The organism is Advenella sp. RU8 (assembly GCF_048381675.1).
Taxonomy (GTDB): domain Bacteria; phylum Pseudomonadota; class Gammaproteobacteria; order Burkholderiales; family Burkholderiaceae_B; genus Advenella.
Window position 1 is genome coordinate 342,325 of record NZ_JBLWIS010000001.1, and the last position, 26,244, is coordinate 368,568.

The 26,244-nt window shown below is 47.6% G+C and carries 26 protein-coding genes; 21 read left to right on the forward strand and 5 right to left on the reverse strand.

Annotated features, from left to right (window positions below; genetic code table 11):
• Positions 1-3 precede the first annotated feature (3 nt).
• From ACM5Q9_RS01585 to ompA, 4 genes are all read right to left on the reverse strand, one after another.
• Entirely contained in the window at positions 4-594 is a 591-nt protein-coding gene (locus tag ACM5Q9_RS01585) for an OmpA family protein (RefSeq protein ID WP_418142979.1), read from the reverse strand.
• Positions 587-1,270: an HAD-IA family hydrolase gene (locus ACM5Q9_RS01590; protein WP_418142980.1), complete on the reverse strand. Its 684-nt coding sequence runs from the start codon at positions 1,268-1,270 to the stop codon at positions 587-589. Before ACM5Q9_RS01590 ends, ACM5Q9_RS01585 begins: the two co-directional genes overlap by 8 nt.
• Positions 1,258-1,989: a bifunctional 2-polyprenyl-6-hydroxyphenol methylase/3-demethylubiquinol 3-O-methyltransferase UbiG gene (ubiG, locus tag ACM5Q9_RS01595; RefSeq protein ID WP_418142981.1), complete on the reverse strand. Its 732-nt coding sequence runs from the start codon at positions 1,987-1,989 to the stop codon at positions 1,258-1,260. The genes ACM5Q9_RS01590 and ubiG overlap by 13 nt, the downstream gene beginning before the upstream one ends.
• A 151-nt stretch (positions 1,990-2,140) precedes the next feature.
• Positions 2,141-2,704 carry an outer membrane protein OmpA gene (gene ompA / locus ACM5Q9_RS01600; protein ID WP_418142982.1) on the reverse strand — a complete coding sequence of 188 codons (564 nt, stop codon included), beginning with the start codon at positions 2,702-2,704 and terminating at the stop codon, positions 2,141-2,143.
• Between the two features lie 502 nt (positions 2,705-3,206).
• Here ompA and gyrA point away from each other — a divergent pair.
• From gyrA to ACM5Q9_RS01705, 21 genes are all read left to right on the forward strand, one after another.
• Entirely contained in the window at positions 3,207-5,888 is a 2,682-nt protein-coding gene (gene gyrA / locus ACM5Q9_RS01605; RefSeq protein ID WP_418143147.1) for a DNA gyrase subunit A, read from the forward strand.
• A gap of 12 nt (positions 5,889-5,900) precedes the next feature.
• Entirely contained in the window at positions 5,901-7,034 is a 1,134-nt protein-coding gene (serC, locus tag ACM5Q9_RS01610) for a 3-phosphoserine/phosphohydroxythreonine transaminase (protein WP_418142983.1), read from the forward strand.
• Entirely contained in the window at positions 7,027-8,115 is a 1,089-nt protein-coding gene (gene pheA, locus ACM5Q9_RS01615; protein WP_418142984.1) for a prephenate dehydratase, read from the forward strand. Before serC ends, pheA begins: the two co-directional genes overlap by 8 nt.
• 9 nt (positions 8,116-8,124) lie before the next feature.
• On the forward strand, positions 8,125-9,027 hold the full coding sequence (locus tag ACM5Q9_RS01620; protein WP_418142985.1) for a prephenate dehydrogenase: 903 nt from the start codon (positions 8,125-8,127) through the stop codon (positions 9,025-9,027).
• Positions 9,027-10,343 carry a 3-phosphoshikimate 1-carboxyvinyltransferase gene (gene aroA / locus ACM5Q9_RS01625; RefSeq protein WP_418142986.1) on the forward strand — a complete coding sequence of 439 codons (1,317 nt, stop codon included), beginning with the start codon at positions 9,027-9,029 and terminating at the stop codon, positions 10,341-10,343. Before ACM5Q9_RS01620 ends, aroA begins: the two co-directional genes overlap by 1 nt.
• Positions 10,344-10,349: 6 nt before the next feature.
• Positions 10,350-11,021 (forward strand): (d)CMP kinase, encoded by a 672-nt coding sequence (gene cmk / locus ACM5Q9_RS01630; protein ID WP_418142987.1) that lies wholly within the window; start codon positions 10,350-10,352, stop codon positions 11,019-11,021.
• 188 nt (positions 11,022-11,209) lie between these two features.
• Positions 11,210-12,922 (forward strand): 30S ribosomal protein S1, encoded by a 1,713-nt coding sequence (gene rpsA / locus ACM5Q9_RS01635; protein WP_418142988.1) that lies wholly within the window; start codon positions 11,210-11,212, stop codon positions 12,920-12,922.
• Between the two features lie 3 nt (positions 12,923-12,925).
• Complete coding sequence (locus ACM5Q9_RS01640) at positions 12,926-13,288, forward strand: integration host factor subunit beta (RefSeq protein WP_418142989.1); 363 nt, start codon at positions 12,926-12,928, stop codon at positions 13,286-13,288.
• 148 nt (positions 13,289-13,436) lie between these two features.
• A complete protein-coding gene (locus tag ACM5Q9_RS01645) occupies positions 13,437-13,778 on the forward strand; it encodes a LapA family protein (protein ID WP_418142990.1) in 342 nt (113 codons plus the stop codon).
• Between the two features lie 15 nt (positions 13,779-13,793).
• On the forward strand, positions 13,794-15,020 hold the full coding sequence (lapB, locus tag ACM5Q9_RS01650) for a lipopolysaccharide assembly protein LapB (RefSeq protein ID WP_418142991.1): 1,227 nt from the start codon (positions 13,794-13,796) through the stop codon (positions 15,018-15,020).
• The gene (gene rfaE1 / locus ACM5Q9_RS01655; protein ID WP_418143148.1) at positions 15,020-15,949 is read left to right on the forward strand and encodes a D-glycero-beta-D-manno-heptose-7-phosphate kinase; all 930 of its coding nucleotides are present in this window, start codon (positions 15,020-15,022) and stop codon (positions 15,947-15,949) included. The genes lapB and rfaE1 overlap by 1 nt, the downstream gene beginning before the upstream one ends.
• Positions 15,946-16,938 carry an ADP-glyceromanno-heptose 6-epimerase gene (rfaD, locus tag ACM5Q9_RS01660; protein WP_418142992.1) on the forward strand — a complete coding sequence of 331 codons (993 nt, stop codon included), beginning with the start codon at positions 15,946-15,948 and terminating at the stop codon, positions 16,936-16,938. Before rfaE1 ends, rfaD begins: the two co-directional genes overlap by 4 nt.
• A gap of 136 nt (positions 16,939-17,074) precedes the next feature.
• Positions 17,075-17,494, forward strand: coding sequence for a ComEA family DNA-binding protein (locus ACM5Q9_RS01665; RefSeq protein ID WP_418142993.1), 420 nt, complete (start codon positions 17,075-17,077; stop codon positions 17,492-17,494).
• 36 nt (positions 17,495-17,530) lie between these two features.
• Positions 17,531-18,439: a cysteine synthase CysM gene (cysM, locus tag ACM5Q9_RS01670; RefSeq protein ID WP_418142994.1), complete on the forward strand. Its 909-nt coding sequence runs from the start codon at positions 17,531-17,533 to the stop codon at positions 18,437-18,439.
• 174 nt (positions 18,440-18,613) lie between these two features.
• Positions 18,614-19,606 (forward strand): hypothetical protein, encoded by a 993-nt coding sequence (locus ACM5Q9_RS01675; protein WP_418142995.1) that lies wholly within the window; start codon positions 18,614-18,616, stop codon positions 19,604-19,606.
• A gap of 5 nt (positions 19,607-19,611) precedes the next feature.
• Complete coding sequence (gene ccoS / locus ACM5Q9_RS01680; RefSeq protein ID WP_418142996.1) at positions 19,612-19,764, forward strand: cbb3-type cytochrome oxidase assembly protein CcoS; 153 nt, start codon at positions 19,612-19,614, stop codon at positions 19,762-19,764.
• A gap of 209 nt (positions 19,765-19,973) precedes the next feature.
• Positions 19,974-21,455 carry a cytochrome-c oxidase, cbb3-type subunit I gene (ccoN, locus tag ACM5Q9_RS01685; protein ID WP_418142997.1) on the forward strand — a complete coding sequence of 494 codons (1,482 nt, stop codon included), beginning with the start codon at positions 19,974-19,976 and terminating at the stop codon, positions 21,453-21,455.
• A gap of 14 nt (positions 21,456-21,469) precedes the next feature.
• Positions 21,470-22,153, forward strand: a complete 684-nt coding sequence (gene ccoO, locus ACM5Q9_RS01690) for a cytochrome-c oxidase, cbb3-type subunit II (RefSeq protein WP_418142998.1) — start codon at positions 21,470-21,472, stop codon at positions 22,151-22,153.
• Between the two features lie 178 nt (positions 22,154-22,331).
• On the forward strand, positions 22,332-23,246 hold the full coding sequence (gene ccoP / locus ACM5Q9_RS01695; RefSeq protein WP_418142999.1) for a cytochrome-c oxidase, cbb3-type subunit III: 915 nt from the start codon (positions 22,332-22,334) through the stop codon (positions 23,244-23,246).
• 22 nt (positions 23,247-23,268) lie between these two features.
• Positions 23,269-24,786, forward strand: coding sequence for a cytochrome c oxidase accessory protein CcoG (gene ccoG / locus ACM5Q9_RS01700; protein ID WP_418143000.1), 1,518 nt, complete (start codon positions 23,269-23,271; stop codon positions 24,784-24,786).
• 19 nt (positions 24,787-24,805) lie between these two features.
• The gene (locus tag ACM5Q9_RS01705; protein ID WP_418143001.1) at positions 24,806-25,057 is read left to right on the forward strand and encodes a FixH family protein; all 252 of its coding nucleotides are present in this window, start codon (positions 24,806-24,808) and stop codon (positions 25,055-25,057) included.
• 319 nt (positions 25,058-25,376) lie between these two features.
• Here the strand turns inward: ACM5Q9_RS01705 and ACM5Q9_RS01710 are convergent, their stop codons facing one another.
• Complete coding sequence (locus ACM5Q9_RS01710; RefSeq protein ID WP_418143002.1) at positions 25,377-26,117, reverse strand: helix-turn-helix domain-containing protein; 741 nt, start codon at positions 26,115-26,117, stop codon at positions 25,377-25,379.
• Between the last annotated feature and the right edge of the window lie 127 nt (positions 26,118-26,244).

The following is a 26,244-nucleotide window of genomic DNA, read 5'->3' on the forward strand; positions in this document are numbered from 1 at the left end:
TTATTATCTTAATTCGTACAAATACAGCTCAATCCGGCGGTTTACAGCCCTGCCGTATGTGGTGTCATTGCTCATCAACGGGTCTATGGCTCCTCTGCCTTCTATATCGATTCGTACGCTTTTAACCCCTTTTTTGATCAAATAATGGGCTACTGCAGAGGCCCTTTGGACTGACAGTGCCTGATTGTTTATTTCATTGCCTTGTGAATCAGTATGTCCGACGACCTTGATGCGCAGGCTTTGGGATTGCTTAAGTTCTGTAACGATTTTATCCAGGATCGGGAACATTTTTTTGTTGATATTTGTTTTTCCCGATCGAAATGAACTGTTGGTTGGCAAAATAACCCTCAGGCTACCATCATGAACGCGGTTGACCTCAACACCTAATGATTCTTTATCCGAGTCTCGAATGGATTTGGCAATTTCATCCCAGTTGCTTGGCGATAGTGCGGTGCGACCGAAGAAACCGGATGTGGGCTTTCCATCGGGGTCCAGGTTCAGGCTACCCGGACCGGGGTTAAGAACACAGCCCGAAAGTAGCGTGGAAGATGCCAGTAAGAATTTCAAGGAGGCCCAATGCCAGGAATTAACCATTTTTAACCCCATTTTTTTGAGTCAGGTGTGCAATCGCATCCCAAAGCTCATCGACGCTGTGTACGGTAAGGTCGGCCTGCCACTCATGTATGCTGTCTTTATTGTTGCAATATCCGTAGGAAACGGCAATGGTGGCCATATTGGCAGCTTTGCCAGCGATGATGTCACGCTCGTCATCACCAATGTAGATGCAATGCTCGGGCAGGCTGTTGGCAAGCCGTGCTGCATGTAACAAAGGGGCAGGATGAGGTTTGGAGTAGGGTGTGGTGTCTCCGCACACATTGGCGGCACTGCGGGATGTGAGCTGGAAATGGTCGAACATGGGAAAGGACAGGTCTGCCGCTTTGTTGGTGACAATACCCCAACCCATATTGTTCTGGTTGATTTTGTCCAGCAGTTCATTGATGCCGGCAAACAGCTGGCTGTGATTGGTCATGCAGCTTTTATAATCCTGCAAGAACTGCTGGCGTACTGCTTCGTACTCATCATGATCAGGCAGCAGGTTCAGTGCAGCGCCAAGCAATCCTCGTGCGCCTTGAGAGGCATATGGCCTTAAGGCAGCATATTCAAGGGCAGGCAGGCCCTTGCGGATACGTTGTAAATTGGCCGCATGTGCAAGATCCGGAGCGCTGTCAACCAAGGTGCCATCAAAATCAAAGAAAACTATTCTTCGCATTTACGGGTCGCTATTAAATAATTAACTGAAGTATCACTGCTGAGTTTATATTTCTCGGTCAGAGGATTGTACTCCAGTCCTTTCATGCTGATTAATTCAAGTTTTGCATTACGGGCAGAGGAAACCAGTTCGCTGGGTTTGATGAAACTGCCGTAATTATGTGTTCCTTTGGGAAGCAGATTCATTATGTACTCGGCTCCTATAATGGCATACATGAAAGATTTCATGTTTCGGTTAAGTGTGGAGAAAAATACCCAGCCACCTGGTTTAACCAATTTTGCACAGGCGTCAATGATGGATGCCGGGTCGGGGACATGTTCCAGCATTTCCATGCAGGTGACCGCATCGTATTGTGCCGTGCGTTCCTGGGCGATTTGTTCAACTGCCACTTTAAGGTATTCTACTTTTATACCTGATTCAAGTCCGTGCAATTTTGCAACAGTCAGTGACTTTTGGGCAAGGTCTATGCCTGTCACTTTGGCGCCGGTTGCCGCCATGCTTTCCGAGAGTATGCCTCCGCCGCACCCTACATCAATGATGGTTTTGTTGGCCAGGGGGCCTGCTAATGATTGAATCCATTCAAGCCTGAGTGGATTGATGGCGTGTAATGGCTTGAATTCACTGGTGGGGTCCCACCATTTGGAAGCCAGGGCGCTGAATTTTTCCAATTCAGCCGGATCAGCATTGATGGGTTCGGAAGTGGGGGCGGAAGTATTCATAGGATCTTGTTCTTGAAACCTGAAAATAATCGGGATGTAAACCGTAAGAACCCAAGTTTATCATAGGCCAAGAAAAACTGTCCGGAAGGCAGGCAGTAAAAAGCCCCCAGATGGGGGCTTTTTACTGTAGGCAAAATTAAACTGCCTGCGATTACTTGCGTGAACCGACGATTTCGATTTCTACGCGACGGTTTTTAGCGCGACCTTCACGAGTTGCATTTGATGCAATCGGGTCGTTTTCGCCTTTACCTGAAGCGATAATCTGATCAGCAGGAACGCCTTGGGAGATCAGGTAGTTTTTGACTGATGCAGCGCGACGCTCTGACAAGCCTTGGTTGTATTGTGCTGTACCGATAGAGTCGGTGTATCCAACAGCAATAACTGATTCAAGGTTCAGTTGTTTAGTCTGCTCAGCAACCTGGTCAAGGATCTTGCGACCTTCAGGTTTCAGGGTGGATTTGTCGAAGTCAAAGAAAGTATCAGCGTTAAATGTTACTTTTTGTGCTGTGATGTCGGCTACGCGTTCTGCGCCACAACCTTGAGCGGCTGTTGCAGGTGTCCAGAAGTTGTCGCGCCAGCAATGTTCATTTGTGCCGTTCATCCAAACCAGACCGTATGGGTTTACCCAATTGTCGACAGTTTGCGCTGATGCTACGCCAGAAGTTGCGGCAGCAACCACGGCGAATGCTAATGCGAATTTAGAGGGCTTATTCATGTTTCTCCTCGTTGAGCTTGAAAGCTAAAAAATGACTCGCAGCGAAACCCGCCGCATGATTGGAAATCAGGGTCAGTATAGCAACGCTTGAATGTTCATTCAAAGGGTTAAACTAGATTTTCCCGTGTTCTTGATTAGATCTTACGCGATTTTCCTGTGGCTTGTAGAGCGTAAGCCCAACATTTTTAAAGGTTCTTTTCAATTCTGTCGTTTATATACAAATTTTGTTGGATTTGAGCAACAAGCTATGGGGCAGGGTTTGTGCGTGGTCGGCATTAAAATCTTTAAGCATTTAAAGACGGCTTTAAAGCCTAAAACTTAAAGTAATTGATTTGAAATCAAGACGGGAGTTTCTGGAATAAAATCTTTTTCTGTCAACCAATTGATGTTTGCCGGTACGCTATAAATGTTAGAATCAACGTTTCGCCCAAATTGGCTTTTTCATTATAGGCAAGTGCATTTATTGTGTGTTTGTCTAACCAGATAAAAATTTGTGAGTAATATGGATTCCTTTGCCAAGGAGACGCTTCCAATTTCGTTGGAAGAAGAAATGCGTCGTAGTTATCTTGACTACGCTATGAGTGTGATTGTCGGTCGTGCCTTGCCGGATGTCAGGGATGGCCTCAAGCCAGTTCATCGTCGTGTGCTGTTTGCCATGCATGAGCTCAACAACGACTGGAACAGGGCATACAAGAAATCTGCACGTATTGTCGGTGATGTCATCGGTAAATATCACCCTCACGGCGATCAGGCGGTTTACGATACCATCGTGCGTATGGCGCAGGATTTTTCACTGCGTTACATGCTGGTCGATGGACAGGGTAACTTTGGTTCCGTCGATGGCGACAGCGCAGCTGCCATGCGTTACACGGAAATCCGTCTTGCCAAGATTGCTCACGAATTGTTGGCTGACATAGACCAGGAAACCGTGGATTTTGGGCCCAACTATGATGGTAGCGAACAGGAGCCCCTGCTGTTGCCTTCCAGGTTGCCGAACCTGCTCGTTAATGGCAGCTCGGGTATTGCGGTAGGCATGGCGACCAATATCCCGCCACATAATCTGGCCGAGGTGGTCGATGGTTGCCTGTTCTGCCTGCGCAATCCCAGTTGCAGCATTGACGAATTAATGGAGTTGATCCCGGCACCCGATTTCCCCACAGGGGGCATCATTTATGGCATGTCGGGTGTGCGTGAGGGTTATCGAACCGGACGCGGACGTGTTGTGATGCGTGCGAAAACGCACTTTGAAGACATGGAAAAGGGGAATCGTCAGGCTATTGTGGTTGATGAACTTCCTTATCAGGTCAATAAGAAGACCTTGCAAGAGCGGATTGCCGACCTGGTCAATGAGAAGAAAATTGAAGGTATTTCAGACATTCGCGATGAGTCCGACAAGGACGGTATGCGTCTGGTTATTGAACTCAAGCGCGGTGAAGTGCCTGAAGTGGTCCTGAATAATCTGTACAAGCATACCCAGTTGCAAGATACGTTTGGCATGAACCTGGTGGCCCTGGTAGAGGGGCAGCCTCGTTTGCTGAATCTTAAACAACTGGTTGATTACTTCCTGCAACATCGTCGTGAGGTGGTTACGCGTCGTACGGTATTCCAGTTACGCAAGGCCCGTGAGCGCGGACATGTGCTTGAAGGCCTGGCAGTTGCTTTGGCAAATATCGATGATTTTATTACCATTATCAAGGCAGCCCCCACACCACCGGTGGCCCGTCAAGAGTTGATGGCCCGTAGTTGGGACTCTTCCCTGGTCAGGGAAATGCTGGCCCGTGCCGATGCTGATAACGGTGGCGTGCTGGGCGGAAGTGCTTCTTATCGTCCCGAAGGACTGGCTTCTGTATTTGGTATTCAGGCAGATGGCTTGTATCGCCTAAGCGATGTGCAGGCCCAGGAAATCCTGAACATGCGTTTGCAGCGCCTGACAGGCCTGGAGCAGGACAAGATCGTCAATGAATATAAAGAGATCATGGAAACCATTTCAGATCTGCTTGATATTTTGGCAAAACCCGAACGAATTACCACCATCATTGCTGACGAACTGCTGCTCATCAAGACAGAGTTTTCAACGAATGCTAAAGATGAGCGCCGTTCGGTCATCGAAGCCAATGCCACAGAGCTTGACACCGAAGACCTGATTACACCCGCTGATATGGTGGTGACCTTGTCAAATAGCGGTTATATCAAAAGCCAGCCTTTGTCCGAATACCGAGCCCAAAAACGGGGCGGCAGGGGCAAACAGGCAACGGCCATGAAAGAAGATGACTGGATCGACCAGTTGTTTATTGCCAATACGCATGATTACCTGTTGTGTTTCTCTGATCACGGACGCGTCTATTGGTTGAAAGTCTGGGAAGTGCCGCAAGGTACCCGTGGCTCACGCGGACGTCCAATCGTGAATATGTTCCCCTTGGTTGATGGTGAAAAAATTACGGTGGTCTTGCCGGTCAAGGCATTTGTTGATGACCGTTACGTATTCATGGCAACCTTGCGTGGCACGGTTAAAAAGACACCGCTCTCCGACTTCTCCAATCCTCGCAAGGCCGGCATTATCGCAGTGGCCCTTGATGAAGGAGATCACCTGATCGGCGCGGATCTGACCGATGGCGAACACGATATCATGCTGTTCTCTGATGCCGGCAAGGCCGTGCGTTTTGATGAAAACGATGTGCGTCCAATGGGGCGTACGGCGCGCGGTGTTCGCGGCATGAACCTTGAAGACGGACAAAGCGTGATTTCTCTGCTGGTTGCCGGTGATGAAACGCAAAGCGTGTTAACGGCCACCGAAAACGGGTTTGGCAAGCGGACCTCTATCACGGAATATACCCGTCATGGACGTGGTACCAAGGGTATGATTGCTATTCAAACCAGTGCCCGCAATGGCAAGGTGGTGGGGGCTGTCCTGGTTGAACCGGATGATGAAATCATGCTGATCACGACAGGTGGGGTCCTGGTACGGACCCGGGTATCCGAAATTCGTGAAATGGGTCGGGCAACACAGGGCGTTACCCTTATTAACGTTGATGATGGAAGCCTGTTGTCGGGTGTGCGACGGGTTGTTGAAAGTGATGTCGATAATGATGACGAGGTGGTGTCAGATGCCATTTCTGAAGCGCCTGATGATGCTTCCGGTGCTGTTCCGGATCAGGATGATTCTCAACCTTCAATAGATGAATAAGTGAAAGCGGTTATGAATAAGCAATATTGGAATTTTTCAGCAGGACCATCCATGCTTCCCCGCGAAGTTTTGCAGCAGGCCGCCGAGGAAATGCTCGATTGGCATGGTAGTGGTCAGTCAGTAATGGAAATGAGCCACCGAGGCCCTGAATTTACGCAAATTTGTGACGAGGCTGAAGATGACTTGCGTACTTTGCTGGACGTCCCTGAGGATTATGCGGTCATGTTCATGCAGGGCGGTGCAACGGCTGAAAATGCCATATTGCCCATGAACTTGATTGCAAGAAACGCATCACATTCGGCAGACTATGTGTTAACCGGCATTTGGTCTGGCAAGTCCTATAAAGAGGCAACTCGTTACGGCACCGTCCGCATTGCCGCACAAAGCCATCAGGCCAGGGAAATCAATGGCCAGATGTATGAGCCCTGGACTTGGGTGCCAGCTTTCGAGGAATGGAAAGTCAGCCCGGATGCTTCATATTTGCATTATTGCAGTAACGAAACTATCGGTGGCGTTGAGATTGGTGCCTTGCCCAATATGCAAGCCATAGGTGCTGGTACGGTTCCATTGGTCGTGGACGTATCTTCCCATTTTCTGTCTCGTCCGTTAGATGTAAGGCAGACTGGCATGGTCTATGCCGGTGCGCAAAAAAATGCCGGCCCTGCCGGTGTCACGGTTGTCATTTTGCATCGCGATTTATTGGGTCATGCCTTGCCCTATTGTCCAAGTGCCTTTGATTATGTCAATGTGGCCCGTGAGCGTTCACGTTTTAATACGCCACCAACTTATGCGATTTATGTTGCCGGGTTGGTGTTCAAGTGGTTGCTGGCTAAAGGCGGACTTGCTGCCATCGAGTCTGAAAACATCAGCAAGGCGCAGGCTTTGTACAAGCAGCTTGATAGCAGTGATTTTTATCGCAACTCGGTGCAGCCTGAATACCGTTCCCGCATGAACGTGCCATTTACTTTGTGTGATGACAAGCTGAACGCTGCTTTTCTTGAGGGTGCCCAAAAACAGCATTTATTGAACTTGAAAGGCCATAAATCAGTCGGTGGCATGCGCGCTTCCATTTATAATGCCATGCCTATGGAAGGGGTGCTGGCCCTTGTTGATTACCTTAAAGAGTTTGAACGCCAACATGGATAAATTGCTGCAGGAAAAGCTTAAGCCGCTGCGTGAGCGAATAGATAGTATCGATCATGAAATACTGAGTTTGTTGAATCAACGTGCTCAGGCAGCCATGGATGTGGGTAAGATAAAGCATGAGTTCCAGGCTGATGGTCCTGTGCTTAAACCCGAGCGCGAGGCGCAAATTATCCGTCGTTTGCAGACGCTCAATGAGCGTGGTGTTTTTCCTCGCGAGTCTGTGCATGCTGTATGGGCTGAAATCATATCGGCCTGCCGTGGGCTTGAGCGTGGCTTGACGGTTGCCTATCTTGGGCCAGAGGGTTCGTTTTCAGAGCAGGCCGCATTTGAATATTATGGCCATGCGATACAGAAATTGCCTTGTCCTTCCTTTGATGAGGTGTTTCGTGCTGTAGAAGCAGGGCAGGCTGATGTAGGCATGGTTCCTGTAGAGAATTCGACGGAAGGGGCGGTCAACCGGACACAGGATTTGCTTTTGTCCACCACTCTTAAGGTGCATGGGGAACGTATTATCGCTATTCGTCATTGTTTAATGACACAAGGCGGTGATATGGATAATGTCAGTGTCATCATGGGGCATCCGCAGGCCTTGGCGCAATGTCATAATTGGTTGCAGCAACATTACCCCAATGTAAAAAGGGTGCCGGCGGCCAGTAATTCAGAGGCAGCCAGGCATGCGGCACTAGATCCTACCGTTGCGGCAATTGCCGGAGAGGCTGCGGCGCTTATCTGGAATCTGCCAATTGTTGCGGCAGGCATTCAGGATGATCCCAACAATAAAACCCGATTCCTCGCAATTGGACATCTGGATTCCCTGCAAAGTGGTAAAGACCAAACAAGTCTTATTTTTGCTGTGCCCAATCGGATTGGCGCGGTGTATGACTTGCTTAGTCCCTTTGTCCAGAATAATGTGTCAATGACCCGCTTCGAGTCACGCCCGGCCCGTACCGGTCAGTGGGAATATTATTTTTATGTTGATATTCTTGGTCATCGCAATGATGAAAATGTTGCCAAGGCATTGCTAGAGCTTGAAAAAAAATCCGCTTTCTTTAAGATTCTCGGCTCTTATCCCCTGCAATAAAGGTAATGTATGTCGGTGAATGACACGTTGGCCACATCGGCTGAATCGTTCTTTATACCTGTGGTCAGCGTGGTTGGAGTGGGCCTTATTGGCGGGTCTTTTGCCAAGGCGCTTAAAAATGGTGGTCATGTAGGATGCGTGTTAGGCGTAGGGCGGGATCAGGCCAGCCTTGAAAGGGCGTTACAACTGGGCTTGATTGATCGCATTGCCACCCTTGAGGAGGCAGGTAAAACGTCGGATTTTATTTTGATTTCTACGCCTGCCTCGGTGCTTGGAAGGATTTGTGACGTCATTGGCCCTTTGCTTAAGCCAACAGCGGTGATTACCGATGCGTGCAGTACCAAGGTACAGGTTATCAATGATGCCCGCCGGTCCTTGGGAAACCGCGTTGCGCAGTTCATACCCGGGCATCCCATTGCTGGTTCTGATGAATCGGGTCCTGCTGCAGCTGATCCTTTGCTGTACTGGAATCGCAATGTCATTTTGACGCCATTGCCCGAGAATGCGGATAATGATATTAAACAAGTAAGGCAATGTTGGCAGGCCTGTGGTGCAGTCGTGCGTGAAATCACTGCGACAGAGCATGACCGGATTTTTGCTGCAGTCAGCCATTTTCCACATTATCTCTCTGCCGTTTATATGTCAGTCGTGAGTCGGTCCGACTCGGCAAGCCTGGCCTTGGCGCTGGCCGGTACGGGTTTCCGGGACTTTACAAGAATTGCGGGTGGTTCGCCGGAAATGTGGCGGGATATCTTTATAAGCAATAAAGAAGCCATGCTGAAAGAAATAGATGCTTTTTTGCCGGTGCTTGAACGCACCCGGGCAATGATACAAAACAGTGATGCTGAAGGTTTACATGCATGGCTGGAACAGGCCTCTTTGGCCCGCAAGAAATGGGGAGAAGGTAAATAATGCGTACGCCTTTCATTGATTTGAGTGTCTCGGTAGCGGCCAGTGGCGAGGTGAATCTGCCTGGGTCGAAAAGCATATCCAACCGCGTGCTTTTGCTCGCTGCGCTGGCAGCAGGCAAAACGCGTATAAGTGGATTGCTTGATTCTGATGATACGAAGGTGATGTTAAATGCACTCGAGACGCTGGGTACCCCGGTAGAACGTCATGACCAGCAAACGGTTACGATTGGCGGTCAGGGTGGTTTTTCCAATAGGCAAGCTGATATTTTTCTGGGTAATGCCGGCACGGCGTTCCGGCCTTTAACTGCTGCTTTGGCGGTCTGGGGTGGCAATTACCGCTTGCATGGCGTGCCTCGCATGCATGAACGTCCTATCGGCGATCTCGTTGATGCGTTGCGCTCAATGGGGGCCCGTATCGATTGTGAGCAGAATGAGGGGTATCCTCCGCTTAAAATTGCGCCGGGCAGATTGAACATTAATGGGTCGGTCAAGGTGCAAGGCTCTGTGTCCAGCCAGTTCCTTACTGCCTTGTTGCTGGTTGCGCCTCTGATTGCACAAAAAACCGCGCAAGATGTTGTCCTTGAGGTGGAGGGAGAGCTTATTTCAAAGCCTTACATCCAGATTACCTTGAACATGATGGCCCGCTTTGGTGTAGTGGTGCAGCAACAAGGTTGGGCGCGTTTTACTATCGCCTGCGATGCTGTTTATAAAAGTCCCGGTCAAGTGGAAATTGAAGGTGATGCATCTTCTGCGTCGTACTTTATGGCATTGGGGCTTATTGGCAAAGGGCCTGTGCGTATTAATGGCGTGGGTAAAGACAGTATTCAGGGGGATATCAGGTTTGCTGAAACCATTCAGGCAATGGGCGGGAAAGTTGATTATGGCGATAATTGGCTGGAAGTGAGCGGGCCTGATTTGGCAAAAGGTGAAAAGCTGAAAGCCTTCGATGAGGACTTTAACCTTGTGCCTGATGCTGCCATGACTGCCGCTGTCCTGGCCTTGTATGCCGATGGTCCTTGTCTGTTGCGTAACATAGGTAGCTGGCGTGTCAAGGAAACTGATCGGATTGAAGCCATGCACAAAGAGTTGGCAAAAGTGGGGGCAACCGTTACATCGGGCCCTGACTGGTTAAGGGTTGTGCCGCCATTGGCATCCGGCTGGAAAACGGCGGATATTGAAACTTACGATGATCATCGCATGGCCATGTGTTTCTCCTTGGCGGTGTTCGGTCCGGTGGGCTTGCGTATCCTTGATCCTGATTGCGTAGCCAAGACCTTCCCATCCTATTTTGATGTTTACAAGACCCTTGTGAGGTAATGCGTCATGATAAACGCAAACTTGCCACCTGTTATTGCCATTGATGGTCCGAGTGCTTCAGGCAAGGGAACATTAGCAGGCATTGTCGCCAAAACCCTTGGCTGGCACCAGCTTGATTCGGGCATGTTGTATCGCTTGAGTGCACTGGCGGTCATGAGAAAAGGCATTGAGCCAGGCAACGAGGCGGAGATTGCCGAGGTTGCCCGTAGCCTTGATGTTCGTTTTGACGGTCAGCAGGTGTTGTTGGATAACGACGATGTCAGTGACGTTTTACGTCAGGAAGAGGTGGGGGCATTGGCTTCCCAGATTGCCACTTATCCTTTGCTGCGTCAGGCGTTGTTCGAGCGGCAACGTGCGTTCAGGAAAGCGCCGGGACTGGTTGCTGATGGTCGTGATATGGGGACTGTTATTTTTCCTGATGCAAAATTGAAGATTTTTCTGATTGCAGATGTCAACGAAAGGGCGCAAAGGCGTTATAAGCAGTTGATCGAAAAAGGAATTTCTGCTAACCTAATGGCCTTGTTGGAAGATCTTAAGGCGCGGGATGAACGGGATATGCATAGAAGCCATTCCCCGTTAGTGCCAGCCGAAGATGCAAAAATCATTGATTCCTCAGCGCTGTCAATAGAGGAATCGGTTGCAAAAGTATTGGCTTACTGGTCTGAGGTAAATGCATAAGGCATTTATTGGCATTGCAGTAGGTAAATAAAGGCAAAGCCAGTTGTGGTTTTGCTGTATTGAGGGCTTTCATGGATAGGGGTACAAACTTTTACCCACATGAAAGATATCATTCACTCCGTCGGGAAAATTGTATTTCCTGGTGTGTATTTTTTTTTCAGGCCCGTTGGGCCGTTGGATATAGTTTAATGACATCCGTAACTTTACAAGACGCTATTGGTGGCGAAAGCTTTGCAGACCTGTTTGCTGCAAGTGTTAAAAACCAGGATATGAAATCAGGTGAAGTGATTTCAGCAGAAGTTGTACGCATCGACCACAATTTTGTGGTTGTTAATGCCGGATTAAAATCTGAGTCTTTAATCCCTCTGGAAGAATTCCTGAACGATCAAGGCGAACTTGAGGTAAACGAAGGTGATTTCGTTTCTGTCGCCATTGATTCGCTCGAAAACGGCTACGGAGACACAATCCTTTCCCGTGACCGCGCAAAACGTCTGTCGGCATGGCTGTCTCTTGAACAAGCGCTTGAGTCTGGTGAAATGGTTACCGGTACTATCACCGGTAAAGTCAAAGGCGGCTTGACTGTCATGACTAACGGTATTCGCGCATTCTTGCCCGGTTCACTGGTTGATCTGCGTCCAGTAAAAGATACTACGCCTTATGAAGGCAAAACCATGGAGTTCAAGGTTATCAAGCTTGATCGCAAGCGCAATAACGTTGTTCTGTCACGTCGTTCCGTACTCGAAGTGAACATGGGTGAAGAGCGTCAAAAACTGCTTGAAACCTTGCAAGAAGGTTCAGTGGTTACCGGTATTGTTAAAAACATTACCGATTACGGTGCATTCGTTGACCTGGGCGGTATCGATGGTCTGTTGCATATCACTGATATGGCATGGCGTCGTGTACGTCACCCATCCGAAGTACTGACTGTTGGTCAGGAAGTGGAAGCCAAAGTACTGAAATTTGATCAGGAAAAGAGCCGTGTATCATTGGGTGTCAAACAGCTGGGCGAAGATCCTTGGGTCGGTCTGGCACGTCGTTACCCACAAGGTACACGCCTGTTTGGTAAAGTTACCAACCTGACCGATTACGGTGCTTTCGTAGAAGTTGAAACCGGCATTGAAGGTCTGGTTCACGTTTCCGAAATGGATTGGACGAACAAAAACGTTGATCCACGTAAAGTTGTCAGCCTGGGTGAAGAAGTTGAAGTCATGGTACTTGAAATCGACGAAGATCGTCGTCGTATTTCATTGGGTATGAAACAGTGCCGCGCTAACCCATGGGAAGATTTTGCCATTAACTTCAAACGTGGCGATAAAGTTCACGGTGCCATCAAGTCAATTACTGACTTCGGCGTGTTTATTGGTCTGCCTGGCGGTATCGATGGCCTGGTTCACTTGTCTGACCTTTCATGGACTGACTCTGGTGAAGAAGCGGTTCGCAACTTCAAGAAAGGCGACGAAATTGATGCGGTTGTTCTGGCTATCGATACTGAAAAAGAGCGTATCTCTTTGGGTATCAAACAGCTGGAAGGCGATCCATTCAACAACTACGTATCTTCAAACGATAAAGGTGCGGTTGTTCCTGGCGTTATCAAGTCAGTTGAGCCTAAAGGTGCGGTTGTTACATTGTCTCTGGATGTTGAAGGTTATCTGCGTGCATCAGAAATCTCTACCGGTCGCGTAGAAGATGCAACAGCTGTCCTGAAAGAAGGCGACAATATTGAAGCCATGATCCTGAACGTAGATCGTAAGGCCCGCTCAATCCAGCTGTCTATCAAGGCACGTGATAATGCTGAAACAGCAGATGCACTGCAACGCATGACAGATTCAAGTGCTTCTTCAGGCACAACAAACCTGGGTGCCTTGCTGAAGGCTAAACTTGATCAAGCTAAAGACGAATAAACAGTGACTAAATCAGAGTTGATTGAAGCACTGGCAGCAAGCTATCCACAGCTTGCTGCACGTGACGCGGAATTTGCGGTTAAAACCATGCTGGATGCGCTGACCAATGCCTTGGCAAATGGTCAACGCATCGAGATTCGTGGTTTTGGCAGCTTTTCGTTGTCGCTGCGTGCTCCACGGGTAGGTCGTAATCCCAAGTCAGGCGAGCAGGTGTTGGTACCCGGTAAAAGGGTGCCTCACTTCAAGGCTGGCAAGGAATTACGCGAGCGTGTAGATTCTGTATTCAAAGCTGCCAATGAGCTTAATTCAGAATCTTTGGCTCATGAAGATCTTGAATCGGGTAATATCAAAGTGGCTAATTTTTAGTTGATTTGATGTATCTGTTCAATAAAAAACCCTGAAGTTAAAACTTCGGGGTTTTTTTTTGGTTATAAATAATGAAAGACGAAAATGCGGTATTTTAAAAGGCCGTTTCGCATTACAATGTTTTTTTTCTGGATAAGAGGAAAGGATCATGCATTACTTGATTTGGGCATTGCGCCTGATTATATTTTTACTTGTCGTGTTGTTTGCAATGAAAAATACAGAGCCTGTCTCAGTCAGGTTTTTCTCTGATGTGGCAGTGACCAATATTCCCCTGATTGTTGTATTGCTGGTTACTTTTTTCCTGGGAGCCGTGTTTGCTTATTTGCTTGCTATCCTGGTCCGGATTAAAAAAGCCCGTCAGGTCGGTCAGCTTAAAAGTGAAATTGCCCGTCTTAAAAAAGATGTTGGTGCCAGTAAAGGCAGCCCGTATTCCGAGGCGGGTAATGTACAGGCAAAGAAAACAGACTCAACAGCAATTACAAAGGTCTAGAGGAGTTATAGTTTGGTGGATTATGAAGCCTGGTGGCTGATACTTATACCCATTTTATTTGGTTTGGGATGGATCGCTGCGCGAGTTGATGTGCGGCAAATGATGTCTGAAACACGACAATTGCCCGACTCCTATTTCAAAGGGCTTAATTTTTTGTTAAATGAGGATCATGATAAAGCGATTGATGCCTTTGTTGAAGTGGCAAAGCTTGATACTGAAACCATTGAGCTTCATTTTGCCCTGGGAAGCTTGTTTCGCCGTCGTGGAGAAATAGAGCGGGCGATCAGGGTGCACCAAAGCTTGCTGTCGCGTGCTGATTTGCCCAAAAATGACCGGGATCACGCTCAGCATGAGTTGGCCCAGGATTTTTTCAAGGCGGGTATGTTTGATCGTGCCGAACAGGCCTACAAGGCGGTGCTTGATAGCAGTTTTGCCGTGTCGGCAAACCGTTCGCTTATTCGCATTTACGAGGCTGAACACGATTGGCCCAAGGCTATCGAGGCCGTCAAGCATCTTCACCAAATTCTGGATGAGCCCATTCCACAGCTTATTCACTATCATTGTGAGCTGGCCCAGCAATCCATGCAGTCCAAACAGCCTGATCTTGCTTATATCAATGAAGAATTGAAAAAGGCCGAACAGGCACTGGTCAAACAGAAGGGAGCGCTGCGCTCCAATGCTGCGGCCGTGCGGATTGCCATGCTCAGGGCAAAATTAATGAAAATACAGGGTGATGGACTGGCTGAAAGAAAATGCCTGGAAGGTGTTGTGGCCAATGCGCCAGAATTCGTCGGTTTGATTGCGGGTGATTTGCTGGCAAACTATAAGGCAAGCCAGCAGGCCGCTTCGGGGCTGGATATATTAAAACGGCAGTACATGGATCACCCTTCACTGGACTTGTTTAAAATCGTGTTCAGTGAGCTGCGTGAACAACAAGGTGTGGAGCAAGCCTGGCATTTTGCCTCGGAATCATTAAGGTTGCATCCCTCTTTGCTGGGTCTTGATAAGCTTCTTGAGGTTGAGTTGAAAGCATTGGCGGCCGGAGAAAAGCCGGGGCAAGCTGCCAGGATCTTACCTGATGTGGAGCTGTCCCTTTTGCACAAAATGATCCACAAGCATACGCAAAGGCTTGACAGGTATAGCTGCAGTTCCTGTGGCTTTGAGGCAAGGGTGTTTTACTGGCAATGTCCGGGCTGCAATATGTGGGAAACTTATCAGCCGAAAAAACTGGAAGAAATGTGATGGATTCATTTCCACTGGAAATTATCAAAAAGAAAAAAATCCTGGTGATTGGTGACCTGATGCTTGATCGTTACTGGTTTGGCGAGGTCGAACGCATTTCACCTGAAGCACCGGTACCGGTGGTAAGGGTGGCCCGTCGTGAAGATCGGCTGGGAGGTGCGGCTAACGTTGCCAGAAATATTGTTGCGATGGGCGCAAAAGCTTCATTGCTGGGTATTGTCGGTCCCGATGAGGCGGGTGGGCAAATTCAGTATCTGGCCGATGAGGCAGGAATAGATCCCTATCTTATTCAGGATAAAAGCCTGCATACCACGTTGAAAATGCGCGTATTGGGGCGACAGCAGCAACTGCTCAGGATAGATTTTGAATATCCACCGCAGCCATCAGCCCTGCAAATGCTTGATGAAAAAGCCAAGGCATTGATTGAACAACATGATGTATTGGTGCTTTCCGATTACGCCAAGGGTGCTTTAACGCATGTTGAAGCCATGATTGCCCATGCGGTGGAAAATAAAATTCCCGTGCTGGTTGATCCCAAGGGTGACAATTATGCCCGTTATCGTCATGCCAGTCTTGTCACGCCCAATCGGTCGGAGATGCAGCAGGCGGTTGGTTGCTGGGATTCTGAAGAAAAATTGAATGAGCTGGCGCAGGCCTTGCGCAAGGAGTATTCACTCGAGGCATTGCTGATAACCCGTTCGGAGCAGGGCATGACTTTGTTTAACGAGCAGGGTCGTTTTCATGAGGATGCCTTGGCGCAAGAAGTTTTTGATGTTTCCGGTGCGGGAGATACCGTTTTGGCAACATTGGCAGTGGCTAAGGCGGCGGGCCTGGATTGGCCGCAGGCAATCTATTGGGCCAACAAGGCCGGTAGTATTGTGGTGGGCAAATTAGGTACATCTATAGTAAGTGCGGAGGAATTGTTATGATAGTAGTAACTGGGGCAGCCGGCTTTATTGGCAGCAATATTGTGCGGGGCCTGAATCGAAAGGGAATAACTCGCGTTGTGGCGGTTGATGATCTTACCGATGGTGATAAATTCATTAATTTACGCGATTGTCAAATTGCCGATTACATTCATAAAGATGATTTTCGCAAGCATATCAGCAATGGCAATGTCGGTAATATTAAAGCCATTATTCATCAGGGAGCATGTTCCGATACAACCGAACGTGATGGCCATTTCATGATGGATAACAATTATCGCGTAACGCTGGAGTTATGCAATTTTGCCCAGGCGCGTTCAATTCCATTCATTTATGCTTCATCCGCAGCCGTGTATGGTGCCGGACCGGTTTATACCGAGAGTCTTGAAAACGAAGCACCCCTGAATGTGTATGGATATTCAAAATTCCTGTTTGATCAAGTGTTGCGTAGCCGCATGAATAACCTCACGGCGCAGGTGGTTGGCTTGAGGTATTTTAATGTTTATGGACCTCACGAGCAGCATAAAGGAAGAATGGCATCAGTGGCTTTCCATAATATGAACCAGTTTCTTAAAGAGGGGCATGTGCGCCTGTTTGGTGGTTGGGATGGTTATGGGGATGGGCAGCAAAGCCGCGATTTCATTTCTGTTGAAGATGTGGTGGCCGTTAATTTGTATTTTCTTGAGCACCCTGAAAAATCAGGCATTTTTAATTGTGGTTCGGGGCGTGCGCAGCCATTTAACGATGTTGCCAAGGCTGTCGTTAATACGCTTAGGGAAGAACGTGGTGAGGCAGCTTTATCATTGGAAGAATTGGTTCAGGCTGGCCTGATTCGCTATACGCCTTTCCCCGAAGATCTTAAAGGCAGATACCAAAGTTTTACCCAGGCTGATTTGACGGCCTTGCGCCAGGCTGGCTATACCGCGGACATGCTTGATGTTGAAACGGGTGTCAGTCGTTATGTCAAAGCCTTGCGCCAGAACACTAAATAACGGTTCTGATTTAATTTTCGTTAACAATTAATTTCAAGTCATCTGTAAAAATACAGATGGCTTTTTTTATTCATGTTTGTGTCTGTCAGGCTGGAAAATATAGGATGATGCCATCTTTGTAGAGATTGGGGCTGTTATGAAAGGACTACAGCAATTCGTATCCTGTTGCTTTGCGGTTTTCCTCTGGGTAGGTGTATGCAGTATGGCATGGGCGGTTGATCTCAATTCGGCCAGTCGTGAGCAGTTGGTTTCCATCAAGGGGATTGGACTGAAAACTGCTGAAAACATCATCCGGGAGCGGCAAAGGGGTGGCCCTTTCTTGTCTAGGCAGGATTTATCACTAAGAGTGAAAGGAATTGGTGTCAAAAAGGCTAATAAGCTGTTTGATGCCGGTTTGCAAATAAAGGGCGGGTCTTTGCCTGGGAAAAGTGTAGATAATGCAGTTCATCAGGTTTGGCCGGTTAATAAAAAAGAAAAACAACGTCCGATTTCTGCGGCGGAGCCAAAATTGATCAAGCCAAGAGCGGGAAATGCAGAGTGGGTGGAAAAAGAATAGTGGTCTTGAATAAAAATGGTATATGATTTCACCACTATGAATAAAACTTATCCTACTATTGAAGACATCATCGGTAATACACCGTTGGTAAGGTTGCAACGCCTTCCTGGGGCCTTGGGTGATCCCAGGGGTAATGTTATTCTGGCAAAGCTTGAAGGTAACAATCCAGCCGGTTCGGTCAAGGACAGGCCTGCTTTGTCCATGATCCGGCATGCAGAAGCCAGGGGGCAAATAAAACCGGGTGATACGCTTATCGAAGCAACCAGTGGCAATACTGGCATTGCATTGGCGATGGCTGCTGCTGTCCGCGGCTATAAAATGATACTCATCATGCCAGACAACCTTTCCCTGGAGCGTCGTGCGTCCATGAAGGCTTATGGGGCGGAGCTCATACTCACCAAGGCTGAGCAGGGTGGCATGGAGTATGCCCGTGACTTGGCCATGAGGATGCAGTCCGAAGGCAAGGGGCTAGTACTTGATCAATTTGCCAATCCAGATAACCCGTTGGCACACATAGAAGGAACCGGTCCTGAGATCTGGCAGCAAACCAACGGCGAAATAACGCATTTTGTCAGTGCCATGGGTACAACGGGTACCATTATGGGTACTGGTTCTTATCTCAAGTCAAAAAATCCTGCCATCGAAATTGTGGGGGCCCAGCCAGCACCGGGAGCATCCATACCTGGCATTAGGAAATGGTCGGAAGAATATCAGCCCAAAATATACAATCCTAAAGGGGTGGATAGCTTTGAGTTGATTGGTCAGGAAGAGGCTGAAAACATGGCGCGTCGGATGGCCGCAGAAGAGGGGATATTTGGTGGTATATCCGCAGCGGGTGCACTGGTTGCTGCCTTGCGTGTTGCGCAGCGTACCCGGAATGCTACAATTGTTTATATTGTCTGCGACCGTGGAGATCGCTATTTGTCTCAGGGCGTGTTTAATTAAATTAACAAAACACGACAGTGCAATGGAAATAGCTGGTTATTGAAAACAAAACCGGCTATTTTGACATATAAAATCATAGACTTGTTGGGTTTTTCCCAATTGTTGCTCATGAATCTGCATCGTCTTGATAATTATCAAGACGGCTTGGACAATTAATTAGTACTATCCTATGCTATGAAAGCCGCCTCCATTTTTTCAATTCCTAAAGACCTGCCAGATCATGAGCGGCAAAAACGCCGTCACATGCTTGCAAGTCTTGGTATTGCCTGGTTGGTCATGATGCAGGTAATGATGTTCGCATTTCCCGGTTATGTGCGTGGCGATTACATCGGTACAGAAAGCCTGGCCATGCTTGATGCAGCTATCATTATCATGAACTGGCTCAGTTTTGCGCTAACCATGCCTGTCCTTTTTTATTGTGCCTGGCCAATCTGGCAGGGCGTTTTCAAGAAATCACCTTCACATTCAATGCGCGTTAACATGGACTGGCCAGTTGCACTGGGTATTCTTACCGCGTTTATTCCTAGTGTTATTGCTACCGTTAACCAGCAGGGTGAAGTTTATTTCGAATCTGTTGCCATGTTTGTGGCATTTTTGTTAACAGCCCGTTATCTTGAATTCTGTGCCGAACAGTCGGCCCGGTATTCTGGAATAGGTACACCAGCCAAACTAGAGCTGGCGCGTACTGTTATGACAGCAAAAGCCGATAAAATCGCTTTTGCATTTGTCATTATTCAAATATTGCTGGCTATTGTCAGTGGCATTGTCTGGTATCTGTTTATCGATCCGGCACATGCCTTGCCTGTACTGGTTGCGTTATTCGTCATGAGTTGCCCCTGTGCGCTGTCTATGGCGGTTCCTACGGCTTCCTCCGCCGCTCGTGCAATCTTTCTCAATAATCACAGTTTTTCCCCGGAACAACAAGAATTCGTATTAAGTCTTACCCGAAAAACCGCCAATCAAAATCTTTATGGTTCTCTGGCGTGGCATATTCTCATGGCACCGTTGGCCATGTTCGGGTTGGTGGCGCCTTGGGTCGCGGCCATTACCATGCTGGTATCTTCCTTGGCAGTGGCCTGGAACTCATGGCGTTTATATAAAAAATTCCATAATCAGGGCTTCATCATTGGCCCTGATTGGACGGCAGGGAAAGCCGTCCAGGGATAAATGAAATGGAATCTTTATTTTTATTGCTTCCCATTTCATTTTTATTTGTGATCGGTATCGGTGTTGCACTGTATTGGGCGGTGTTCTCCGGTCAGTTTGATGATACAGAAGAGAATGGGAAATCCATTCTCGAAGATAATGACTCAAATCATACATAATAATTCTCCTGCTAAATAGCTCGCTTTGTTGTATTGCGACACGAGAGCTTGTTTTAACAAGAGTTCATGTAGAATGCGGGTCGACATGGGTATAAATTGCTCTGGATTCTTGTCTTGTTGACTCAAGTCAAACCAAATTTGTAGAAATGTTTCATGATTCTTATCGGTATCACATACAAATGAGTAGTAATTTTTAGAGAGGATGGTCTATGCGTACTCAAAACGCAACTGTTAGTGAAGCTGACACCTTCAATTACAAGGTGGTTCGGCAGTTCGCCATTATGACGGTGATCTGGGGGATTGTGGGGATGTTTGTCGGTGTTTTTATTGCCGCACAACTTATCTGGCCCAATCTGAATCTGGTTGATTGGTTAAGTTACGGGCGTCTTCGTCCCTTACATACCAACGCGGTAATTTTTGCCTTTGGTGGTAGCGGTTTGTTTGCAACGTCATACTATGTCGTGCAGCGTACCTGTCAAACCCGTTTGTTTTGTGACAAACTGGCTGCATTCACCTTTTGGGGCTGGCAGCTGGTTATTGTCGGTGCTGCCATTTCTTTGCCAGCAGGCTTTACGTCCAGTAAAGAATATGCCGAGCTCGAATGGCCTATTGATATCCTGATCACATTGGTCTGGGTTGCTTATGCAATTGTTTTCTTCGGAACCATTGTCAAGCGTAAGGTAAAACATATTTATGTGGCAAACTGGTTCTTTGGTTCATATATCCTGACCATTGCCGTTCTGCACATTTTTAACAATATTGAAATGCCTTGGGGCTGGTTCAAGTCTTACTCTGCTTATGCGGGTGTACAAGATGCAATGGTTCAGTGGTGGTATGGCCACAACGCGGTTGGTTTCTTCCTGACAACCAGTTTCCTTGGCATGATGTATTACTTTGTGCCTAAACAGGCTAACCGTCCGGTGTATTCTTACCGCTTATCGATTGTTCACTTCTGGTCATTGGCCTTTACCTACATGTGGGCCGGCCCTCATCACTTGCTGTATACCTCGCTTCCCGACTGGACCCAAAGTCTGGGTATGGCATTCTCCCTGATTCTGCTTGCGCCATCATGGGGCGGTATGATCAACGGTATCATGACCATGTCAGGTGCCTGGCATAAACTAAGGACAGATCCAGTCCTGAAGTTCATGGTTGTTGCATTGTCTTTCTATGGTATGTCTACCTTTGAGGGCTCAATGATGTCTATTCGCTCAGTGAACGCTTTGTCTCACTATACCGAATGGACCGTTGCTCACGTTCACTCCGGTGCGTTGGGTTGGGTAGCCATGATTACTTTTGGTAGCTTGTATTACATGATTCCCCGTTTGTGGGGCCGTGAAGCCATGGCCAGCAAATCCCTGGTGGAAGCCCACTTCTGGATCGCCACCATCGGTGTGGTCCTGTATATCGCTTCAATGTGGATTGCCGGTGTAATGGAAGGCCTGATGTGGCGTGCTGTTGAACCTGATGGAACCATGACTTATGCATTTGTGCAGGCGCTTAAATCCAAGTATCTGCTGTATATCATTCGTTTCACGGGTGGTGCTTGCTTCCTGGCTGGTGTGATTGTCATGTTGTACAACGTTATTATCACCATCAAAGGGCAAAAACCTGTTAATCCTGCAGTGCCGGTTGGTTCTTCTGAAGATTCTCACCAAGCATCAGCAGTTGGTGCTCCTGCAACAGTGTAATTAGGAGAACTCTAATGGCTAATAAATCAAAAAGCTTTTTCTCACACGAAACCATTGAGAAGAATATTGGGATAATGATTATTCTCAGTATCCTGGTAATTTCATTTGCCGGACTGGTGCAAATTGTTCCTTTATTCTTCCAGCACTCAACCACACAACCTGCCGATGGGGTAAAACCTTACACCCCCTTGCAATTGCTAGGGCGTGACGTGTACATTAAGGAAGGTTGTGTAGGCTGTCACTCACAACAGGTACGCATGTTGCAATCCGAAGTGTTGCGCTACGGTCATTACTCCCTGGCTGGTGAGTCCGTTTACGATCACCCATTCCTGTGGGGTTCAAAACGTACCGGTCCAGACCTTGCCCGTGTGGGTGGCCGTTATTCTGACGACTGGCACAGGCTTCACCTGCGTGATCCGCGTGCTCTGGTTAAAGAGTCCAATATGCCAGGATATAGCTGGTTGCAACATAAAGATATTTCCAACGTTGATCTGAGACCTCGTATGAATGCACTGCGCAAGCTGGGTGTTCCATATACCGATGAGCAGATTGCCAATGCCAATAAAGAACTTGCCGGCAAAACAGAGGAAGATGCTGTTATTGCTTACCTGCAAAGTCTTGGTGTTGGCTTTATCAACGCGTTACGCGCCAAAGAAACTGCCCAACCTGCAACACAGGCAGTTACTACCGGGGGCTAACTGATATGGCTATCATAAATGGTGTATTTACCGTCATATCAATGTTGATGTTTTTTGGAATCATCTGGTGGGCATGGTCAAAGCACCGTGTCAAGGACAATGACGAAGCGGCAATGTTGCCATTCGAATTGCCAGATGAAGGATCAGATCAAGGAAATCGGAATAAGGGGTATGGATCATGAGTGATTTCGTGAGCATTGGATGGAGTTACTGGATTTCCATCATTGCACTGGGTGGTGTTGCATTTTGTCTATGGTTGTTGTTCACGCAACGGTCTTGGCTGGGTGGCGCTCCCAAAGGTGAGGAAAGTACGGGCCACATATGGGATGGAATTGGTGAGTTGAATACACCGATCCCCCGTTGGTGGATCATCATGTACGTTGGCTTGTGTGTTATTGGGCTTAGTATTATGTTCCTGTATCCGGGACTGGGCTCAAACCCTGGTTTGGTTGGCTATACAGCCGCCAAGCAGGTGGAAGATGAACGTGCCGAGTATCTGAAGACCATTGCGCCAATCTACGAGAAGTTTGCAGCAATGCCTATTGATGAGTTGGTTAAAAACTCTGAGGCTCACGTGATTGGTGAACGGTTGTTTCTGAATAACTGCGCACAATGTCATGGTTCAGATGCCAAAGGCCAGCCCAACTATCCCAACCTGACTGATAATGACTGGTTGTACGGTGGTGAACCCGAGGTCATCCTGCAAACCATCACAGAAGGTCGTCATGGCATCATGGCTCCTTTGGGTGCGGCAATTCCCCAGGCAAAAGCCGAGGAAGTGGCCAACTATGTCCGTTCACTTTCAGGGCTGTCACATGACGCTACGCTGGTGCCGGCAGGTCAGGTAACGTTCAATCAGTTTTGTGTCGCCTGTCATGGTGCTGATGCTAAAGGCAATAAAGCCCTGGGTGCGCCTAATCTGACTGATAACATCTGGTTGAGTAGCAGTTCCAAAGATAACATTGTCAATACTATCCTGAACGGACGTGAAGGTCTTATGCCTGCGCAGAAAAATCTTCTCACACCCGACCAGATCCGTATGTTGACATCGTATGTATGGAGTCTCTCCAATAAAGAGGCAGCAGCGCAATAAGCAGTAAATCAAGGAAGAAAGAATGAGTAATGATCGAAGTACCGAAGGCAGAGATTCGGAACAGGCTCCGGCATGGCAACCCGTGCAAATGCAGCGTACCGCTCAGGTGTCAAGTTCAGCAGGGTTGACCGAGGAAGAAAGCAGTAGGGTTATTGAGGAATTCAGGGCAAAAATATACCCTCGATCGGTAACCGGCATCTTCGCACGCTGGAGGATCATTCTCGTTCTTTTTACCCAGATTATTTTTTATGGGTTGCCATGGTTGCAATGGAATGACCGTCAGGCTGTTTTGTTCGACTTGGGCGCCCGCAAGTTTTATATTTTTGGTATGGTGTTGTGGCCGCAAGATGTGTTTTATATGGCCGTCATACTTATTATTTCCGCTTACGGCCTGTTCCTGTTTACGGCACTGGCCGGACGCCTGTTCTGTGGATATGCCTGTCCACAAACGGTATATACCGAAATTTTCATGTGGATAGAACGCAAGGTGGAAGGTGATCGGGTAGCCCGTATTCGCCTTGATGAAGAACCTTGGTCGTTCCGCAAGTTTCGTATTAAGGCAACCAAGCATATATTGTGGATTGCCTTGGCTTGGTGGACGGGTTCAACCTTTATCGGTTATTTTGCTCCCATCCGTGAGTTGGGTGCTGATTTATTCAATCTGGAATTGGGTCCATGGCAATGGTTCTGGATGATATTCTATTCAATAGCAACCTGGGGTATGGCTGGATTCCTGCGAGAGTCGGTTTGTAAATACATGTGCCCCTACGCTCGTTTCCAAAGCGTAATGGTTGACTCAGATACTTTTGTGGTTACTTATGACAAGATTCGTGGCGAACCTCGTGGTGGACGCTCACGCAAGGTAGATCACCATGAGCTTGGTCTTGGTGACTGTATTGACTGTACTGTCTGTGTACAGGTCTGTCCAACTGGCATCGATATCCGTAATGGCCTGCAATATATGTGTATTGGCTGTGGTGCCTGTATCGATGCCTGTGACCAGATTATGGATAAAATGAATTATCCAAAAGGCCTGATCCGTTATACTTCTGAAAATGGCATGCTTGAAGGCCTTGATAATAAACAGGCAAGGAAACGTCTGTTCAAGCCCCGGGTTTATGTTTACCTGACATTGCTGGCATTTTTTATCATCGCTTTCCTGGCCTCTGTTGCCATGCGTACACCGTTACGGATGGATATCATGCGTGATCGCGGGGCATTGGGACGTGAAGTGCCGGGAGGTTTAATAGAAAACGTTTATCGCGTACAGATCATTAATATGACAGAACAGCCGCTAGACCTTGAGATTACCGCCAAAGGCAAGGATATTGAGAAAGCCCATGTCCGTGCGGGTGACAAGGATAATGCTGTTGTGACTGTTGCGCCGTTTGCCAATGAGTGGGTGCCACTGGTTGTCCAGGTTCCTCTGGAAGAGGTTAAGCCTGGTCTGTATGATCTTGAGCTGAAAGTCGAGACGCTGGAAAGTGAAGACGTTGAACTTAAGGCAGAAGAGAAAACAAGCTTCTTTGTTCCTAATTAAATTTTAGCTGGAAATTGATATGTCAACCTACAACGATAATGATCTTGATGTTAATCCCTGGTACAAGGAGCCTTGGCCATGGATTTTAATGGCAGGGCCGGCACTGGCAATAATTGGTTGCATCATTACAATTGTACTGGCATTATCAACGAATGTAGATCAGCAAGTCAGGTTGGATGGCGTCAAGCAGGGGCTTTTTGTCAGTAAAGATGGCAAAGATATTCCCAGGTTTGACGCAGAACCGGAAGTGGAAGAAAGAAAACTCAAATAACAAACGGGGGGTTTATATGCGTACCATAATGTGGATTGTATGGCCGTCTTTTTTAGCGGCCGGGTTGTTAAGCGGTGTGGTATTTGCGCTAGTAGAACCTGCGGATATAAGCATATTTGGTTATATCCCGGTAAGTATTGAATGGGTTTATGCTGGTGGTTTCTTTCTATTCTGGATAATGGCCGCATTTTCCAGTGTATTAAGTTTGTTTATGGTAAATTCACGCGGAAACAATAAGTTGTTTGGAGATAATGAAGAATTTTAGTTTTTATTATTAATATTCAACAATAAAAAAAGTACGAAAATTTCGTACTTTTTTTTATTTTGTTTTGATGTTTGGTTCATGTTTGATCAGGTCATGCAGGCCTGATTTACTTAATAGCTGAACCTGACGCTGGTGAATACGAATCAAGCCTTCCTTGGCAAAGCGTGAAAGCAGGCGGCTTACCGTTTCAAGTGTAAGACCCAGGTAGTTGCCAATTTCTTCGCGGCTCATTCGTAGAATGAACTCGTTGGGTGAGTAACCCAGATTGGTAAATCGTGTTGATAAATTCAACAAGAAGGATGCAACCCGTTGTTCTGAACGCATGGCACCCAAAGACAGGACCAGATTATGAGAGCGCGAGATTTCCTTGCTGAGGATCTTCCAGAATTGCTGTTGTAAGGCAGGAATTTCCTGGGTTAATGTATCCAGATCGCTAAGCCTTAGAACACAGACTTCGGTATCTTCCAGGGCAATAGCATTCGACAAATGCGTGCCTTCGCTAAAACCATCAAGCCCCAGCAACTCTCCGGCAAGAAAAAAACCCGTAATCTGCACGTGACCGCTTTCATTTTCGAGTTGTGTTTTCATGGAACCCGAACGAATGCTGTAAATGGCTGTAAGCGGATCGCCAACCTTGAAGAACAGCGTACCTTTGGGAATACGTATGCGTTCTTTAATCAGTTCGGTCAGTCTGTGCATTTCCGAAGGAGTCAATCCACCTGGAACACAGAGATGTCCTAGCATACAGGTTGAGCAATGAGTTGATTCTTTATTCAATAAAAGGTGTTTGAGCATCCCAATCTTTTCCTTATTGCCATACTCAAGCAACTGAGACAGCAAAGCATATTGTAGCCGTTATGCATCTTTAAATTGTTATTGTTTGGCCTGGATCAATTTTTTTCTTGAGCCATTTTGTTCATGG

Excerpts from the sequence above, each read along its gene's own strand:
- ACM5Q9_RS01645 (WP_418142990.1), top strand. The coding sequence starts at position 13,437 with ATGCATTACTTGATTTGGGCATTGCGCCTGATTATATTTTTACTTGTC.
- ccoO (WP_418142998.1), top strand. The coding sequence starts at position 21,470 with ATGGCTAATAAATCAAAAAGCTTTTTCTCACACGAAACCATTGAGAAG.
- ccoN (WP_418142997.1), top strand. The coding sequence starts at position 19,974 with ATGCGTACTCAAAACGCAACTGTTAGTGAAGCTGACACCTTCAATTAC.
- ccoP (WP_418142999.1), top strand. The coding sequence starts at position 22,332 with ATGAGTGATTTCGTGAGCATTGGATGGAGTTACTGGATTTCCATCATT.
- ACM5Q9_RS01675 (WP_418142995.1), top strand. The coding sequence starts at position 18,614 with ATGAAAGCCGCCTCCATTTTTTCAATTCCTAAAGACCTGCCAGATCAT.
- serC (WP_418142983.1), top strand. The coding sequence starts at position 5,901 with ATGAATAAGCAATATTGGAATTTTTCAGCAGGACCATCCATGCTTCCC.
- ACM5Q9_RS01620 (WP_418142985.1), top strand. The coding sequence starts at position 8,125 with ATGTCGGTGAATGACACGTTGGCCACATCGGCTGAATCGTTCTTTATA.
- rpsA (WP_418142988.1), top strand. The coding sequence starts at position 11,210 with ATGACATCCGTAACTTTACAAGACGCTATTGGTGGCGAAAGCTTTGCA.
- ACM5Q9_RS01705 (WP_418143001.1), top strand. The coding sequence starts at position 24,806 with ATGTCAACCTACAACGATAATGATCTTGATGTTAATCCCTGGTACAAG.
- ACM5Q9_RS01665 (WP_418142993.1), top strand. The coding sequence starts at position 17,075 with ATGAAAGGACTACAGCAATTCGTATCCTGTTGCTTTGCGGTTTTCCTC.
- ACM5Q9_RS01590 (WP_418142980.1), bottom strand. The coding sequence starts at position 1,270 with ATGCGAAGAATAGTTTTCTTTGATTTTGATGGCACCTTGGTTGACAGC.
- aroA (WP_418142986.1), top strand. The coding sequence starts at position 9,027 with ATGCGTACGCCTTTCATTGATTTGAGTGTCTCGGTAGCGGCCAGTGGC.
- ccoG (WP_418143000.1), top strand. The coding sequence starts at position 23,269 with ATGAGTAATGATCGAAGTACCGAAGGCAGAGATTCGGAACAGGCTCCG.
- cysM (WP_418142994.1), top strand. The coding sequence starts at position 17,531 with ATGAATAAAACTTATCCTACTATTGAAGACATCATCGGTAATACACCG.
- pheA (WP_418142984.1), top strand. The coding sequence starts at position 7,027 with ATGGATAAATTGCTGCAGGAAAAGCTTAAGCCGCTGCGTGAGCGAATA.
- ubiG (WP_418142981.1), bottom strand. The coding sequence starts at position 1,989 with ATGAATACTTCCGCCCCCACTTCCGAACCCATCAATGCTGATCCGGCT.
- ccoS (WP_418142996.1), top strand. The coding sequence starts at position 19,612 with ATGGAATCTTTATTTTTATTGCTTCCCATTTCATTTTTATTTGTGATC.
- gyrA (WP_418143147.1), top strand. The coding sequence starts at position 3,207 with ATGGATTCCTTTGCCAAGGAGACGCTTCCAATTTCGTTGGAAGAAGAA.
- ompA (WP_418142982.1), bottom strand. The coding sequence starts at position 2,704 with ATGAATAAGCCCTCTAAATTCGCATTAGCATTCGCCGTGGTTGCTGCC.
- rfaE1 (WP_418143148.1), top strand. The coding sequence starts at position 15,020 with ATGGATTCATTTCCACTGGAAATTATCAAAAAGAAAAAAATCCTGGTG.
- ACM5Q9_RS01710 (WP_418143002.1), bottom strand. The coding sequence starts at position 26,117 with ATGCTCAAACACCTTTTATTGAATAAAGAATCAACTCATTGCTCAACC.
- ACM5Q9_RS01585 (WP_418142979.1), bottom strand. The coding sequence starts at position 594 with ATGGTTAATTCCTGGCATTGGGCCTCCTTGAAATTCTTACTGGCATCT.
- rfaD (WP_418142992.1), top strand. The coding sequence starts at position 15,946 with ATGATAGTAGTAACTGGGGCAGCCGGCTTTATTGGCAGCAATATTGTG.
- cmk (WP_418142987.1), top strand. The coding sequence starts at position 10,350 with ATGATAAACGCAAACTTGCCACCTGTTATTGCCATTGATGGTCCGAGT.